The following is a 14,987-nucleotide window of genomic DNA, read 5'->3' as shown; positions in this document are numbered from 1 at the left end:
GAAATTTTTAGCCGATAACAGGCAGGTTTAATTAGTATTAACAGGCCCTTGCATAAACACCTGTTTTTACAGCAAAAATGCTGTTTAGCCCCAGCTTATACGCAACTTTCCCGCAGTTAACTCACAAAGTTATCCACATTTTATTTTTTGTAAACACCGGCGTAAACGCCGCGCCATAACACAGCAACATCGCTCATCCTACTGATTTTTATTACAAAATTTTCTTGCCAGCGCTTGCCATCCGTGGTCTGCGGCTGAATTCGTACAGGCGTTTAAAATTCGCACGATCTGACAACAACGCCCACAGAAAGTGCCCTGCAGCCCCTTACCCCAAACTTGTCCACGTTTTTATCCACAGAATCTCTGGATAACATTTACATCTGGCGCAGCGGGCTGATCGTTGTGGATACAGGGCAGGAATCGCAGGCATAAAAAAGCGGAAGCTGCTTTCGCACCTTCCGCTTATGCGGTCGCGTCAACAAAACCGGGAGGACCGGGAATTACGCCAGTGCGGCGATTTCCTGACCGGCAGCTGCCAGAGCGGCATTCTTGCTGTCGTCGCCCAGGTTCAGACCTTCGGCATAGACAAAGCGCACATCGCTCAGACCGATAAAGGAGAAGATGGTGGTCAGGAACGGCGTCTGGGTATCGGCCGGAGTGCCTTTGTACAGGCCACCGCGGGTCGCCAGAATATGCACCGGTTTGTTATCGAGCAGACCCACCGGGCCGGTCTCGGTGTACTTGAAGGTGATACCGGCACGGCATAAGAAGTCGAGGTAAGACTTCATCTGCGCCGGAATGGTGAAGTTGTACATAGGCACGCCCACGACTACTTCGTCAGCTGCTTTGATTTCGGCGATCAGGGCATCGGAGTACGCCACAATGCTTTGCTGCTCGGTTGTACGCTGTTCAGCCGGGGTCATAAAGGCACCAACGCTGTTGGCATCCAGATAAGGCGGAACGTCTGTGGCCAGATCGCGAATCACAACCTCGCCGTTCTGGTTAGCGGCTTTCCAGCCGGCGATGAATTTTTCGGCCAGCTGGCTGGACTGACCGTGGTCGCCGAAGATGCTGCCTTTGATATACAGAAGTGTTGCCATGTTTGTGCTCCTCAATATGAGTGATCGCAGGAATTGAGGGCATTGTGATTCAGACGGATTCGATTAAAAATCGCAAAAATCCGCATATATCTTTCTAAAAAGTTGTTCCTTTGCAGAGAGCAGCAGGCACATCGGCTGATTTTGTCTGGCGCCACACGATTTCTCGTTCCTACGCTCTGCGTGGGAATGCAACTGTACCAGCAAGGGCTACCACGCAGAGCGTGGGAGCCAGGTGAAAAGCGTGGGAGCCAGGTGAGGAATTTCCTCGTTCCTACGCTCCGCGTGGGAATGCAACCGTGCCAGCAAGGGCTACCACGCAGAGCGTGGGAGCCAGGTGAGGGTTAATAATGCAGCAGGCCCATCGGCCGATTTTTGCACTCAGCCCACCCGCACCAGCGCGCCTTTTTCCCAGCCCAGCCGTCCGGTGCGCACCTTTTGCCGCTGAATTCCGGGCACCGGCGCCAGCATAAACAGGTCGCCATTGCGCCCGGTAAGAGTACGCGGTACGCCGCAACCTTTGGCCAGTGCGGCGTGGGCTTTCATATGCACTTCTTCGCCATGCACCGGGATGGCGATTTCCGGCTGCACCCAGCGGTATAAAGTCTCCAGCTCTTCCTGTGCCGGGTGGCCGGAGGCGTGAATCGGCAATTCGGCATCGTCGGCGGTAATCACTTCCACACCGATGCTGTGCAGCTGGTCGATAATGCCCTGAATAGCTTCTTCGTTGCCGGGAATGGCACGGGCGCTGAAGATCACCCGGTCGCCGGGCTCCAGTTCAAAATCCGGATGGGTGCCAGCAGCAAGACGGCGCAGCGCGGTATGCGGTTCGCCCTGGCTGCCGGTCGCCACCGCCAGCACTTCGTGGCGCGGTAAATAGCCCAGATGCCCGGTATCGACCGAGCCGGCACTGAACGGCCAGACACCCGCACGCTTGGCACACTGATGCATATTAATCATTGAGCGGCCATAAAGGCCCATATAACGGCCGGTGTCGTCCGCCACATGGGACAGGGTTAACAGACGCGCAATATTGCTGCCGAAACAGGTAACGATAACCCGCCCTTTGGCGCTTTCGATGTAATGGCGCAGGCCATCGTAGAGATCGCCTTCCGAGGCGGAATGCCCGGCCACGGTGGCATTGGTGGAATCGCACACCATCGCCAGCACACCTTCCTGCGCCAGACGGGTAAAGGTTTCCTGTTTATAGCCGTGGCCCACCACCGGCTCGGGGTCGAGCTTCCAGTCGCCGGTATGAAACACATTGCCGGCGGCGGTGCGGATCATCAGCGCATTCGGGTCGGGTACCGAATGCGTTAAGGCTAAAAATTCCACCTCAAACGGGCCGATGGCAACACGCTCGCCGGTTTCCGGCACGATGATTTTTACCTGATGCAGCAGGCCATGTTCGGCCAGTTTCTTTTTCAGCACTTCGGCGGTAAAGCGCGTGCAATACACCGGGCAACGCAGCTTGTGCCACAGATAGGGCACCGCGCCGATATGATCTTCGTGGGCGTGGGTAATAATTAAACCGGCCAGCTGATCTTTACGCGCGGCAATAAATTCCGGATCGGGCATTTGCGTATCCGGCTCGCCCGAATGGTGGCGAGTGCCATCGGCGCTGACCCGCCCCGGCTTGGGAAAAGTCACGCCGCAATCAACCATCAGCCACTGATCGTCGTGGCCGTAAAGATTCATGTTCATGCCGATCTCACCGGTGCCGCCAAGGGGCAGGAAGAAGAGATCGTGTTCGCTGGGGCTCATGGCTTTTCCTGACTGGCTTCCTGACAAGGCGCACTATGCGCGGCATTAATATATTTAATAACGAGTATACCGACTGCCAGACTTTATTCAGCCCGTAAAACCCTCAGCCGGTTACTAAAGTCCACTTGTTCACGCTTAAGCCCGGCCTTAGACTCCGCGCTACTGATTGATCGCTCGACAGGCTCTCGCCGCGACTCGCTGTTTACGGATTCATCCACAGATTCACGACCCGCAGATTCTGCTATGACACTTTCCCCTCTTAACACGCTGGTGCTGCGTACTTCGCTACCGGTGATGTTTGGCTATTTGCCCTTAGGCGCGGCCTTCGGCGTGCTGTTCAGCGAGCTCGGCTACCACTGGCTGTACGCCACGGCGATGGGGCTGTTTATTTACGCCGGTGCCGGACAATTTCTGGCGGTGGGATTACTGGCTAATCAGGCAACGCTGACCGAAATGGCGGTGGCCACCCTGCTGATTAATTCGCGCCATATTTTTTACGGCCTGTCATTAATCAGCCGTATGCCCAACCGTGGCTGGCGCCGCCTGTATCAGATTTTTGGCCTCACCGATGAAACCTACTCACTGATTACTGCCACCCACCTGCCGGCGAATATAGACCGCGGCCAGTTCCAGCTGCGCATTACTGCGCTGAACCAGCTGTACTGGATAATTGGCTGCACCCTTGGCGCCTGGCTTGGCAGCCAGCTGGAATTCAACACCGCCGGTATCGCCTTTGTATTACCGGCGCTGTTTATGGTGCTGACCATCGAACAGTACAAACACCTGCGCGATATCCGCCCTTTTGTTGCCTCCCTGCTGATTGGCTTCGGCACATTGCTGCTGATCAGCCGCGAACAGATGCTGCTGATTGCCATTCTGCTCAGCCTCAGCGTACTGATGATGCAATACGCCGCGCGCCGCACACATAAGAGGCCTGAAGCATGAACGAATTCTGGTATCTGAGCAGTGTGATTGCGCTGCTGGCAGGCGTTACCTTCCTGACCCGCGCCCTGCCTTTTATGGTACTCGGACGGGTGGCCGACCACCCGTTGCTGGAACACCTCGGCCGTTTTCTGCCGCCCATCGTCATGGTGCTGCTGGTAATTTATTCGTTTAAAAACGACGTGGCATTCTCGCTGGATTTTCTGCCCGAACTGGGCTGCCTGCTGCTGGTAACGGCGCTGCACCTGGCGTTCCGCCAGGCGCTGATCAGTATTGTGGGTGGTACAGCTGCGTATATGCTGCTGGTGCAGATGGGGGTGGGTTAATTAGCCTGAGCTTTAAACGACGTTAATACGGTGCTTTGCGAAAAACACAGTCGCGATGAAACTCTAAAAAAACTAAATGTTGCTGCGCGAGGTGTATATTCATATCGCTTCGAATGCCCAACACATCCGGGTGAGATAACTGTGGTGAAAGCACAATATCACCGTTATTTTTAAAGCTAATAAATCCACCATCGAACGCTTTATCCAGCGTAGGTAAAAGAAGCAAGCCGTTAAAGTGATCAAGCTTTTCCGCGTTGCTAGACACACGCCAAGGTTTAATATGCGATGCGACCAAAAAGCTAACATCTTGATAGCCCGTCACCGCGCATCCTTGCCAATAGCCGATAAGCCTTGTGCGAAAATCCCCCTGCCCTATGCGAGTTTTAACGAGACGACTTTTTTCGGTTTCACTGATATTAGGTTGTCGAAAAATATCATCAATGTCGGCTTCTATATCCGAGTCAAACCCCGCTTTTAAATAATCAGCAAAGCGATTCAAAGCACTGCTGTACATCGAATTACCAACCGTGTTGCGCTCAACAAAAATTGGTAATTGCTTCAGCTGCTCTGCCACAACATGAAATTGAGCGAGTCCAGAAATAGAAGTTAGAGGACCGTCGACCAAACCCGCACTTTGCGCCCATTCAGACATAACGCCCTGTACACTCGATAGGTATTTTTTAACGGAAGAGTCCGATAGCCCTTGTGCTCGCATCCATTCATCAAAGGTCATGCAGTGATTCCTAAATCAGGTGACATCGGCAATCTACTCTCTAGAGTGGGTTCTATCAATTAATCGTACAGGTTGAACCATGCCAGCCGAGAAGTTTTCCTCAACCAATAACCAACTTACCCCCAATCTTATCCACAAAAAATCATTCAATCACTTAGCCAACATTCTTGACATTTTTTCTTACATCCCCCAACTAACCCCCTGAATCTGTTACAAAAAATCTGCACAAAACCCTTGCCAGCGCTGGCTTTTTCTGAGTTCCCGCTATTTCTGCCCAAGCGTTCAAACTTTCATCAATCTGTCACGCTGGCCCGGTTTGTCTTACCTGTAGCCATTCATCCCAAAGTTAGTCACAAAGTTATCCACTGAAGACGGGGGTAACTTATGGCTCGGCCAGCTGAAAATAGGCAGATGAGCTATTGCGCTGCGGCTGATACAATATGTGCCTTTATTTTTCAGCCGTTGATCAGACGAGGGACACCATGCCTGAATACCGTTCCAAGACCTCCACTGCAGGTCGCAATATGGCCGGAGCCCGTGCGCTGTGGCGCGCTACCGGGATGAAAGATGACGATTTCCAGAAGCCGATCATTGCTGTCGCGAACTCCTTTACCCAGTTCGTACCTGGCCACGTGCACCTGAAAGACCTGGGTCAGCTGGTTGCGCGTGAGATTGAAAGAGCCGGTGGTGTGGCGAAAGAGTTCAACACCATCGCCGTGGATGACGGTATCGCCATGGGTCACGACGGTATGCTGTACAGCCTGCCATCGCGTGAAGTGATCGCCGATTCGGTTGAGTACATGGTGAACGCGCACTGCGCCGATGCCATCGTCTGTATTTCCAACTGCGACAAGATCACTCCGGGGATGCTGCTGGCGTCGCTGCGTCTGAACATTCCGGTGATCTTTGTTTCCGGTGGCCCGATGGAAGCCGGTAAAACCAAGCTGTCTGAGCACAAGCTGGATCTGGTTGATGCGATGGTTATCGCCGCCGACGATTCTGCCAGCGATGAGAAAGTGGCCGAATACGAGCGCAGCGCCTGCCCGACCTGTGGTTCCTGCTCCGGTATGTTTACCGCGAACTCGATGAACTGCTTAACCGAAGCGCTGGGTCTGGCTCTGCCAGGTAACGGCTCGCTGCTGGCGACGCACGCCGACCGCGAACAGCTGTTCCTTGAAGCCGGTCGCCGCATCGTGGAAATCACCAAGCGTTATTACGAAGAGAACGATGAGTCAGTTCTGCCGCGTTCTATCGCCAGCTTTAAAGCGTTCGAAAACGCGATGACGCTGGATATCGTGATGGGTGGTTCAACCAACACCATTCTGCACTTGCTGGCGGCCGCTCAGGAAGCCGAGTGCGACTTCGACCTGAAAGACATCGACCGTCTGTCCCGCGTGGTTCCGCAGCTGTGTAAAGTGGCGCCAAACTCGCCGCTGTACCATATGGAAGACGTACACCGTGCCGGTGGCATCATGGGTATTCTGGGTGAAATCGACCGCGCCGGCCTGCTGCACAGCGACCTGCCGACCGTACACAGCAAGACCATGAAAGAAGCGCTGGATAAGTGGGACATCATGCGCAGCCCAAGCGAAGAGGTGGTGAAGTTCTACAAAGCCGGTCCGGCCGGTATCCCGACCCAGACTGCATTCAGCCAGAGCACCCGCTGGCCAACACTGGACGGCGACCGTGAAAACGGCTGTATCCGTAATCTGGAACACGCCTATTCGAAAGAAGGCGGCCTGGCGGTTCTGTACGGCAACATCGCCCTCGATGGTTGTGTGGTAAAAACCGCCGGTGTGGATGAATCCATTCTGGTATTCCAGGGCAAGGCGAAAATCTTCGAAAGCCAGGACGATGCGGTAAAAGGCATTCTGGCCGATGAAGTGGTTGCCGGTGATATCGTCATTATCCGCTACGAAGGCCCGAAAGGCGGCCCGGGTATGCAGGAAATGCTGTACCCGACCTCTTACCTGAAATCCAAGGGTCTGGGCAAAGCCTGTGCGCTGCTGACCGATGGCCGCTTCTCCGGCGGTACTTCTGGTCTGTCGATTGGTCACTGCTCTCCGGAAGCCGCAGCCGGCGGTGCCATCGGCCTGCTGCAGGACGGCGATATCATCAATATTGATATCCCGAACCGTTCGATTAATGTCGATCTGAGTGCTGAAGAACTCGCACATCGTCGTCATGAGCAGGACAAAAAAGGCTGGAAACCAGCGGCCGAGCGCCCACGTAAAGTGAGCACTGCGCTGAAGGTTTACGCTAAGTTCGCCACCAGCGCCGATAAAGGTGCGGTACGCGATAAGAGCCTGCTCGACTGAGCCTGTTCTGACTCCGGCCGGAAATTGACCTGCGGGACGATCTTCGGCCAGTTATAATGCCTGCACTCATTATTGTTATGGTGCGGGCATTTTTATATACGCCAGCCGCGATTCAGGAATTATTCATGCTGCGTTTTGCTTTTAACTCTTTTTCTTTTTCCACCCCACTGCTCACCGGTTTACTCAGCCTGTCACTGTTGAGTGGCTGCGCCGCTCAGCGCATTGCCAACGAAGACAGCGTGTCGCAGGCCACCACCGAAAAGGTCAGTGAGTTAGGCAACGATTCCGAGCGGGCGCTGAGCCAGGCCAAAGCCGCTTATGCAACAGCCAGCAGCGAAGATCTGAGTTTTTATGCGCCACTGCATATGGAGCAGATTCAGCAGGCATTAAAGCAGGCGCGCAGCCATGAACTGGCCGGTGATGCACAGGCCAGTATTGAATCTTCTGCGCGGGTGCTGAGCCTGCTCGACAGTGCTCTTAAGAATAAAGCGCGGGCGCAATCAGCGTTATCTCCGCTGTTTGCTCAGAAGGCGGTATTGGATGAAATCAAAGCCGGCAGCGTAATGAGTGCGCGCTATCAGCGTGAAATGAAAGAGCTGCGCAGTCTGATCAGCATGATCGAAGCCGGGGAGAGCGACAAAGTCATCGATAAATCCGCAGGCGTTCTGAAATCCCTGCAGCAGCTGGAGCTGGATACCATGCTGCGCCTGCACTGGCAGCCAGCCAACGAAACGCTGGAAAAAGCCGATGATGAGGATGCCGATACTCATGCGCCGGCGACCTTCAGCGATGCCGAATTACAGGTAGAAAAAGCGGCGCAAACCATTCGCCGTCATTATCAGGATCGTGCCCTGACGGAAAGCACGGGTAAAGAAGCTTTGCGCGCCGCACAACATGCCCTGTATATCGCCCGTGAAGCCAAAAATATTACCCGGCTGGACTCCGCTCAGGCAGAACAGGCGGCTCTGGAATTTGAAGGTTATCTGCACCAGTTAAGCATGACCTTAGGAGCCGGGGATATGCGTCATATGGCCCTGAAAGATCAGACGCTGGCCATCGTTCAGTATGCTGAAGAACAGGCACGGCGTAACGCGGCACAGCAAACCACGTCACCAAACAACAGCGCAACGGCTATACCGGAGGCGGCTTCTCCTGTTGTTGTTGAACAACCGGGCGCAGAAGCAGCAGATAAGCAGCAACAGAACCCTGCCGAAGACACGACGGCTCCTGAAGAAGCTGCGTCTGAAAAGGAGAGCACCGCAGAGCCTGTCACGGAGTCTGCGGCAACGGAAACCAGCGCGGTAACAACAGAGAGTGCTGAAGAGGGTGTTGAAGAGAGCGCCGAAAAAGAAGAAATAAAGCCTGCAGAAAAACCGCAGGCAGAAGATTAATATCCACAGCTAAACCCGCCGCAGAAATCTTCTGCGCGGGTTTATCAATCTCCCGTCATCGCATATTCAAAACCCTTAATCCGCAAACCGCGATTAATATAATCACTCACATGCACACCAAAACAACCGCTGCGGAATACGCCCTGAGGTTGATACGGAACACCGCAATCATCGGCCGGCGCCATGGATAAGTTCACGATGCGCTCCGGTTGTGGCTGCTTATCCGGGCCGAGAATCATAATGACTTTAGGCTTCAGCTGGTAACCGGGATCAGCGGATAAAATAATACCCACCTCACCGTTACTCATTTCCAGCAAATACCCCGGCGGGTACAGCCCAATCATGGAAATAAATTTTCTTACCAGCTCTTCATCAAACTGGGTACCGCGGTTACAGTTCAGTATCCGCATCGCATCCAGCGATGACATGCCCGGCTTATAACAACGGTCACTGGTCATGGCATCATAAGCATCAGCAACGGTAACAATACGGGTAAACAACGATAATTTAGTGCTGTCGATACCACGCGGATAGCCTTTGCCGTCCAGCCGCTCATGATGGCTGTATGCCACATCCACAGCACCCGGATAAATATCCGAACGGCCCATTAATAATTGTTTGGCGTAAAGCGTATGCCGTGCCATCTCGGCAAATTCTTCCGGATCAAGTGGACCGGGTTTATTCAGAATTTCTGTTGGCACTTTCATCTTGCCGATATCGTGCATTAATCCGCAGATACCGAGATTTTCCAGCTCATAGGGCGCCAGATCCATTTGTTTACCTAACGCAATGGATAACAGGCAAACGTTAACAGAATGCTCGGCGGTATATTCGTCCTGGTGTTTTAAACGGGTCAGCCAGAGAATAGCGTTAGGATTATTTACAACGCGTTCGACGCAATCTTTAACCGCTCTCTGTGCTTCCTGAAGATTAAATGCCTGCCCCAGCTGAGCACTGGCCAGCAGACGTTTAATCTGCAGTTTGGTCGCCTGGTAAGTGCGGTTGGCAGCACTCAGCTGCTGCGCCATTTCCTGTTTTTCAACATAGCGGGTGCGTTTTTGCGGCGCACTTTTTCCTTTCTCATCCAGCTCATTCCATTCTTCCTCGACAACATCGACGAATACCCACTTGCAGAGGGTTTGAATAAGCAATAAATCATCATCGTTTTCCAGCAGGAATCCCTGAAAGAGAAAGGGTGACTCCGTCCATGGCCGGTCCAGTTCAACAATGTACATCCCGGCTGTAAGTTCCGACACGTCCATTCGCTTGCGCGTGTGTCGTTTATTGATCTGAAACTTGCGGCCATTACGCGTTGTTGTAATGGATCCGATCATTGATAAATACCTTTGTTATTATTGTTATTTTAAAGGTAGTGGCTCTGTCTGGCACTTTATTCTCTGCAGGAGATTTGTAGCTGGTTTTTGCCGTCTTTTGTTTCAAACTGCAACCGGTTAACAATGGCGTCCGGGATTTCTGTAGGGTGATGGGTCACATACAGCAAGGTAGTGTCATGCTGTTCTGCCAGACGATTAATAAAGGCCAGAACCAGCATACGGCTGGGGTCATCCAATCCCTGACAAGGCTCATCGAGAATCAGTAATGGCGGCTGCTTGATTAATGCCCGGGCAATCAGCACCAGGCGCTGTTCACCATAAGAGAGATGTTGCAGGCTCTGGTTGGCTTTATGACGCAGACCGATAATATCCAGCCACTGCAGCGCCAGCTGCTTATCGTCATCACCGGTTGCCTGATACAGGCCAATGCTGTCATACAGGCCTGAAATAACGGTACTCAGCACATTGGTGGTCGCACGGTATTCCCATTGCAGCGAAGCCGACACCAGACCTATGTGTTTTTTAATATCCCAGATGCTTTCACCGCGTCCGCGCTGCATACCAAACAGGCGCAGGTCGTTGCGGTAACACTGTGGATTATCGCCGGTGATCAATTGCAGCAGGCTGGTTTTGCCACTGCCGTTCGGTCCCTGAATGGCCCAGTGCTCCCCGGCTTCAACACGCCAGTTAAGGCCACTGAACAGTTCACGTTCGTCATAGCGGATGGCAACGTCTTTCATACCGACCAGAGGTTCACCTTCAGCCAGCTGCAGCGCTGAACGCCCGGCCGCAGGGAAATCCGGCAGCGGCCGGTCAAAATGCATCAGGCCGCGCAGTTCCGGCTGCGCCAGTACATCGTCTTTTGTACCCTGATACAGCAGGCGGGCATCGTGCATAAAAGCAACGTGCGTGATCCAGCCGGGTAATTCATCCAGACGGTTGGCAACCCACAACATGGCCTGCCCCTTCTGCTGCAATTCATTCAGCGCGTCACTGACGGCTTCACGGCTGATCTGATCCAGCCCCTCCAGCGGTTCATCCAGCACCAGCAGGTTGGGTTTATGGCGCAGAGCGTTAATCAGCAGCACTTTGCGGCTTTCGCCGGTCGATAACGAGCGGAAGCCCTGATTCAGCAGGTGGCGGATGCTCAGACGATCAACCCAGCTTTCCACTTCAGCCAGAGGGGCAAGAAAATCACAGATTAATGTGCCTTTATCCGGCGCATCATTCAGATCACTCTCGTCGTCATGGCGCTCCTGCTCAATCTGCGCGGCCTGTGCCTCCAGCGAGACGTAGGCCACCGACTCTGGCAAATCGCAGGCTTCGCCATGACTGAGCACCACCTGATCACCGGCCAGCGCCGACAGCACGGTTTTACCGCTGCCGTTTGTGCCGGTAATCGCCCAGTATTCACCCGGGTTCAGCTGCCACTGATCAACCTCTAAATGACGGCCATCGTGCAGACGTGCCTGAATTGCAGAAAAACGCATGGAAACCTCAGCCCGGAGGCCAGCTCAGCGAGCGACCGCCAATAATGTGCAGGTGCAGATGGAAAACCGATTGGCCGGCTCCCGCACCGTTATTTACAACCAGACGATAGGCATCACCCAGCCCTTCCTGAGCAGCAATTTTACTGGCGGTCAGCATCAGGTGGCCGAGCAGCGCCTGATCTTCTGCAACCGCATCACACAGGCGCGGAATCGGCTTACGCGGAATCAGCAGGATGTGCATAGGCGCCGCCGGATAAAGATCGCGGAAGGCCAGACAATGCTCATCTTCATAAACCATGGTTGCCGGTAACTCACCACGGGCGATTTTGCCGAAAATCGTATCCTCAGACATGGGTAACTCCTTTACTGGAAAGCAGCAACCATAGGAAAAATTGATGAATATGACAATGACCAGACATTCAGTTAACGCGTCCTTTGGTTTCAGATTCAGCCCGGCCTCTTATGACCATGACAGCATGGCGGGGCTTGGGTACGATGGTATCAATAAAATAAAAATCACCACAGGAACCTAACATGACCCCGATACTGCGCATCTTTGCTGCCGGGCTGCTGGCTTTGTCTGCGCTGTGCCAGGCTGACACCAGCGATAACCCGGTAACCGCCTTTGAGTGGCAGGCTTTTCCCTACGAACAAGCGCCTTATGACTATGCCGGCGAGCGGTTGAACGAATACTGGTTTCAGCTTAACCGTGCAACGGATTACCCCTTCCCCAATGCAGATTATTTATCAGCCGTACTGAGCAGTAACTCCGAGCTGAGACTGGCGACCCCGGAATTTGAATCGGTGGAACAACTGGCGGGAAAACTTCAGCAAGCCTGGCGTGAATTTTATAAAGGCAATTTTCAGGCTGCAGCCAGACAGGGGTACGCGATAGGACCGCTGGGACACGGCGTGGCATTTTATTCTCAGGCAACTTATGGCCTGCGTCTGGAAAATGATAAAGACAAACGTCATGCCCTGTGGGAAGACATTATTGCCCGCCATGAAAAGACTGCAGCATTAACGCAGCATGACATTATGGCCCGCTATTTTGCCTTTTATGCCATGGCCCGTCTGAGTGAAGAAATTTCCTCCCCTACCGTGCTCAGCCGCGGTTATATGGACACGATGACCAGCGAACTGAACACGATGGCAGAAGCCGAACCCTACAATGTGTTTGTGCTGGCTGCCAAAGGCTCAATGGATGCCGGCATCGTGCGTAAAATGGGGCATTTTATGGGGCGCATGGCCTACGGTGCAGATGATCAGGTGGTAGAGAACTATTACAACGCCGCACTCGCCCAGAACCGTTTAATTGCCAATGTTCATCTGGAAGCGGCGCAGAGCCTGCTTTATATCTATAAACAGAAAGCGCTCGACCGCGCCCTTGAACAGATGCGTATAGCCGCAGGTATTGCCCCCATTTCGGCGATGGAAGCACTGGACAGCTTCCATGCGAAAAAGCTGCTGAAAGAGCTGGAAGAAATAAAGCAGGATAACGGCATCGGACTGCGTGATTATATTAAACGCGGTACGGAGTCGGGCAAAAACTACTACCTCTGATAATTCAGCTTTGGCTGCGATGATAAAAAGCCTGCAAATGCAGGCTTTTTATTTATCTCCGGGTTACAGCGACAAAGGCAACTCCAGATAGTTCTGGTAGATAAAGTCGCGATGCTCAAGCAGCCTTTCATCCAGTGCAGCGAGAATACGCTCATCAAGAGCAGAAAAGGCACTGCGGATTGGCGCAGGCATCGGGCACACCTCTTCCGCTAACGGACGGAACAGCGCCATAAAGCAGGCCGCATAAATATCCACTGCACTGAGCTGCTCACCATAATAAAACCGGCTGCCCTGTTGCTGCTGTTCCTGCAGGCGCTTACTCAGTTTATTCAGCAGCCTGACAACCTGCGGCACATACTGCCCGGCATGAGCGGCATCATAACCGTATTTTTTACCAAGATAGCCTGCTACCGGTGGTGGAAATCCCTCAAGTCCCTGCAGGCCACGGTGCACGGCATCCAGACGGCGGAACCAGCCCAGACCATTCACTCCACAGATTTCCGCACACAGCGTCAGCACTTCCGTTCTGTGCGGATCTTCTTCAGGTAATAATGCCGGCTCCGGGCTCAGACGCTCTGCCAGCTGCAGAATTTCCTGCCAGTCGCTGCGTGGTGCTTCGTCATTCAGCATGAGCACCGGTGCATTTCTGCAACCGGTCCAGGCAGCCATCACATCATCGCGCTGATCCAGACGAACCGCGAGCCAATCGAGACCTTTAATCTTCAGAATGCCCTTCGCAGCTTCACCCCAGGGACTGGGAATGCCGCCAACCACAACCATGCGCAGCCCATCAGCCTGACGTGCCTGCTCTAATCCAACATAATTTACCGGCATCAGAAATCCTTATGTATTTTATATTTAAAGGAATAATGTTTTACGCAGCACGGTATTTCAAACGACAATCTCTGAAGTCAGATTCAGAATTTCTTAACTATGAAACCATATCGTAAAGCACCACCACTGCAGTATCTGCCGGCTTTTGTTAAATCGGCACAGTTGCGCAGCTTCAAGCATGCCGCCATGCAGCTGAATATCACGCCGTCAGCAATCAGCCAGCAGATCAAAGCACTGGAGGAAAATATTGGCCTGAGTCTGTTTAAACGCAGCCAGCGGGAGCTGCAACTCACACAGGCCGGTGCGAGTTTTTACGAAACCGCAGCCAGAGCACTCAGCGCGTACGAGAGTGGTTGGGAGGAGTTCTGCGGCCAATATATTTCAGCGACCATCCACCTGAGCATGATCTCCTATGTCGCCAATGAGATTGTTATTCCCCGTCTCGCAGAATTCCGCCAGGCATATCCGCAGATTGATCTGATTATTCACACCAGCATGGCCACAGAAAACCTGCAGGATAAAACCCTGGATGCGGCGATACGCTTCGGCACACCACCCTGGGCCGGTCACGATGCGCAGCTGATCTGCCCGGCCTACGCCGTGCCTGTCGCCAGCAGCGAATATGTGCAACAGAACAAAGAGAAAGATAAAAACTGGCAGCTGCACAGCCTGATTCATGGCCGTAACGGCTTTGACGACTGGCAGGCGTTTGGCGGGGTCAGCGGCAAGCCGGCGGATAGCAATCCGCCGTTATACTTCGACAGCTACGACGCCGGTCTGTGCGCCGCCAGAGCGGGCCTGGGAGTTGCACTTGCCATCTTACCGATCTCAGCGCATGAGCTGCGTTCAGGAGGCTTGCAGACGCTTGCCGATCAACCACTGGAGTGCAGAGCAGGATTCTATTTCGTCAGTAAACCGAACGAGCATAAACGGAAGGACTACGAGCGTGTGAATAGGTGGTTGTGCAGGATCTTTGCTGCGCTGTGAGTTTATCTGGCGCGTTATTTTTCTATTTTTCAGACAAAGACTGAATGGCAGGATGTTGTCCAGCACAGCAAAGCTTTCTTGCGGGCAAAGAAAAACCCCCGCCAGCTCAGCTGACGGGGGTTTAGAATAAGAGCTTGATGATGACCTACTCTCACATGGGGAAGCCCCACACTACCATCGGCGATGCTGCGTTTCACTTCTGAGTTCG

Annotated in this window: 13 protein-coding genes and 1 rRNA gene; 6 read left to right on the top strand and 8 right to left on the bottom strand. The window is 53.4% G+C overall.

Going from position 1 to position 14,987, the window contains the following annotated elements:
* Positions 1-500: 500 nt before the first annotated feature.
* Positions 501-1,100, bottom strand: a complete 600-nt coding sequence (locus B3P58_RS01055) for an FMN-dependent NADH-azoreductase (protein WP_260998169.1) — start codon at positions 1,098-1,100, stop codon at positions 501-503.
* Between the two features lie 378 nt (positions 1,101-1,478).
* Complete coding sequence (locus tag B3P58_RS01050; RefSeq protein ID WP_286715391.1) at positions 1,479-2,861, bottom strand: ribonuclease J; 1,383 nt, start codon at positions 2,859-2,861, stop codon at positions 1,479-1,481.
* Positions 2,862-3,104: 243 nt separating this feature from the next.
* Here B3P58_RS01050 and B3P58_RS01045 point away from each other — a divergent pair, with 243 nt between their 5' ends.
* Both B3P58_RS01045 and B3P58_RS01040 read left to right on the top strand, forming a co-directional pair.
* On the top strand, positions 3,105-3,806 hold the full coding sequence (locus B3P58_RS01045; RefSeq protein ID WP_286715389.1) for an AzlC family ABC transporter permease: 702 nt from the start codon (positions 3,105-3,107) through the stop codon (positions 3,804-3,806).
* On the top strand, positions 3,803-4,129 hold the full coding sequence (locus B3P58_RS01040; RefSeq protein WP_286715387.1) for a branched-chain amino acid transporter permease: 327 nt from the start codon (positions 3,803-3,805) through the stop codon (positions 4,127-4,129). Before B3P58_RS01045 ends, B3P58_RS01040 begins: the two co-directional genes overlap by 4 nt.
* A 22-nt stretch (positions 4,130-4,151) precedes the next feature.
* On the opposite strand, the gene B3P58_RS01035 is transcribed toward B3P58_RS01040, so the two are convergent.
* The gene (locus B3P58_RS01035) at positions 4,152-4,862 is read right to left on the bottom strand and encodes an HNH endonuclease (RefSeq protein WP_286715384.1); all 711 of its coding nucleotides are present in this window, start codon (positions 4,860-4,862) and stop codon (positions 4,152-4,154) included.
* A gap of 482 nt (positions 4,863-5,344) precedes the next feature.
* Here B3P58_RS01035 and ilvD point away from each other — a divergent pair, with 482 nt between their 5' ends.
* Together ilvD and B3P58_RS01025 are read left to right on the top strand one after the other, a co-directional pair.
* Entirely contained in the window at positions 5,345-7,180 is a 1,836-nt protein-coding gene (gene ilvD, locus B3P58_RS01030; RefSeq protein WP_286715382.1) for a dihydroxy-acid dehydratase, read from the top strand.
* Between the two features lie 125 nt (positions 7,181-7,305).
* Positions 7,306-8,571, top strand: a complete 1,266-nt coding sequence (locus B3P58_RS01025; RefSeq protein WP_286715379.1) for a hypothetical protein — start codon at positions 7,306-7,308, stop codon at positions 8,569-8,571.
* A gap of 44 nt (positions 8,572-8,615) precedes the next feature.
* On the opposite strand, the gene B3P58_RS01020 is transcribed toward B3P58_RS01025, so the two are convergent.
* Genes B3P58_RS01020 through B3P58_RS01010 form a run of 3 tightly spaced genes read right to left on the bottom strand, consistent with a single transcriptional unit; the run spans position 8,616 to position 11,747 of the window.
* Entirely contained in the window at positions 8,616-9,905 is a 1,290-nt protein-coding gene (locus B3P58_RS01020; RefSeq protein ID WP_286715377.1) for an HD-GYP domain-containing protein, read from the bottom strand.
* A 56-nt stretch (positions 9,906-9,961) separates the two neighbouring features.
* Positions 9,962-11,395 carry a molybdate ABC transporter ATP-binding protein ModF gene (modF, locus tag B3P58_RS01015; protein ID WP_230331852.1) on the bottom strand — a complete coding sequence of 478 codons (1,434 nt, stop codon included), beginning with the start codon at positions 11,393-11,395 and terminating at the stop codon, positions 9,962-9,964.
* A gap of 7 nt (positions 11,396-11,402) precedes the next feature.
* Complete coding sequence (locus B3P58_RS01010; RefSeq protein WP_286715374.1) at positions 11,403-11,747, bottom strand: histidine triad nucleotide-binding protein; 345 nt, start codon at positions 11,745-11,747, stop codon at positions 11,403-11,405.
* A gap of 182 nt (positions 11,748-11,929) precedes the next feature.
* Here B3P58_RS01010 and B3P58_RS01005 point away from each other — a divergent pair, with 182 nt between their 5' ends.
* Entirely contained in the window at positions 11,930-12,958 is a 1,029-nt protein-coding gene (locus B3P58_RS01005; protein ID WP_286715372.1) for a hypothetical protein, read from the top strand.
* A 63-nt stretch (positions 12,959-13,021) separates the two neighbouring features.
* Here B3P58_RS01005 and B3P58_RS01000 read toward each other — a convergent pair whose 3' ends face one another.
* Positions 13,022-13,792 carry a hypothetical protein gene (locus B3P58_RS01000; protein ID WP_286715370.1) on the bottom strand — a complete coding sequence of 257 codons (771 nt, stop codon included), beginning with the start codon at positions 13,790-13,792 and terminating at the stop codon, positions 13,022-13,024.
* A 99-nt stretch (positions 13,793-13,891) separates the two neighbouring features.
* Here B3P58_RS01000 and B3P58_RS00995 point away from each other — a divergent pair, with 99 nt between their 5' ends.
* Positions 13,892-14,779 (top strand): LysR substrate-binding domain-containing protein, encoded by an 888-nt coding sequence (locus B3P58_RS00995; protein WP_286715368.1) that lies wholly within the window; start codon positions 13,892-13,894, stop codon positions 14,777-14,779.
* A gap of 132 nt (positions 14,780-14,911) precedes the next feature.
* On the opposite strand, the gene rrf is transcribed toward B3P58_RS00995, so the two are convergent.
* A 5S ribosomal RNA gene (rrf, locus tag B3P58_RS20835) occupies positions 14,912-14,987 on the bottom strand; the annotation flags it as partial.

The organism is Thalassolituus sp. UBA2009, from assembly GCF_002335285.1.
GTDB classification, from domain to species: Bacteria; Pseudomonadota; Gammaproteobacteria; order Pseudomonadales; family Oceanobacteraceae; genus Venatoribacter; species Venatoribacter alkanivorans.
This window is presented reverse-complemented; position numbering and strand designations above follow the sequence as displayed.

Excerpts from the sequence above, each read along its gene's own strand:
- B3P58_RS00995 (WP_286715368.1), top strand. The coding sequence starts at position 13,892 with ATGAAACCATATCGTAAAGCACCACCACTGCAGTATCTGCCGGCTTTT.
- B3P58_RS01025 (WP_286715379.1), top strand. The coding sequence starts at position 7,306 with ATGCTGCGTTTTGCTTTTAACTCTTTTTCTTTTTCCACCCCACTGCTC.
- B3P58_RS01000 (WP_286715370.1), bottom strand. The coding sequence starts at position 13,792 with ATGCCGGTAAATTATGTTGGATTAGAGCAGGCACGTCAGGCTGATGGG.
- B3P58_RS01035 (WP_286715384.1), bottom strand. The coding sequence starts at position 4,862 with ATGACCTTTGATGAATGGATGCGAGCACAAGGGCTATCGGACTCTTCC.
- B3P58_RS01005 (WP_286715372.1), top strand. The coding sequence starts at position 11,930 with ATGACCCCGATACTGCGCATCTTTGCTGCCGGGCTGCTGGCTTTGTCT.
- modF (WP_230331852.1), bottom strand. The coding sequence starts at position 11,395 with ATGCGTTTTTCTGCAATTCAGGCACGTCTGCACGATGGCCGTCATTTA.
- B3P58_RS01020 (WP_286715377.1), bottom strand. The coding sequence starts at position 9,905 with ATGATCGGATCCATTACAACAACGCGTAATGGCCGCAAGTTTCAGATC.
- B3P58_RS01055 (WP_260998169.1), bottom strand. The coding sequence starts at position 1,100 with ATGGCAACACTTCTGTATATCAAAGGCAGCATCTTCGGCGACCACGGT.
- B3P58_RS01045 (WP_286715389.1), top strand. The coding sequence starts at position 3,105 with ATGACACTTTCCCCTCTTAACACGCTGGTGCTGCGTACTTCGCTACCG.
- B3P58_RS01010 (WP_286715374.1), bottom strand. The coding sequence starts at position 11,747 with ATGTCTGAGGATACGATTTTCGGCAAAATCGCCCGTGGTGAGTTACCG.
- B3P58_RS01050 (WP_286715391.1), bottom strand. The coding sequence starts at position 2,861 with ATGAGCCCCAGCGAACACGATCTCTTCTTCCTGCCCCTTGGCGGCACC.
- ilvD (WP_286715382.1), top strand. The coding sequence starts at position 5,345 with ATGCCTGAATACCGTTCCAAGACCTCCACTGCAGGTCGCAATATGGCC.
- B3P58_RS01040 (WP_286715387.1), top strand. The coding sequence starts at position 3,803 with ATGAACGAATTCTGGTATCTGAGCAGTGTGATTGCGCTGCTGGCAGGC.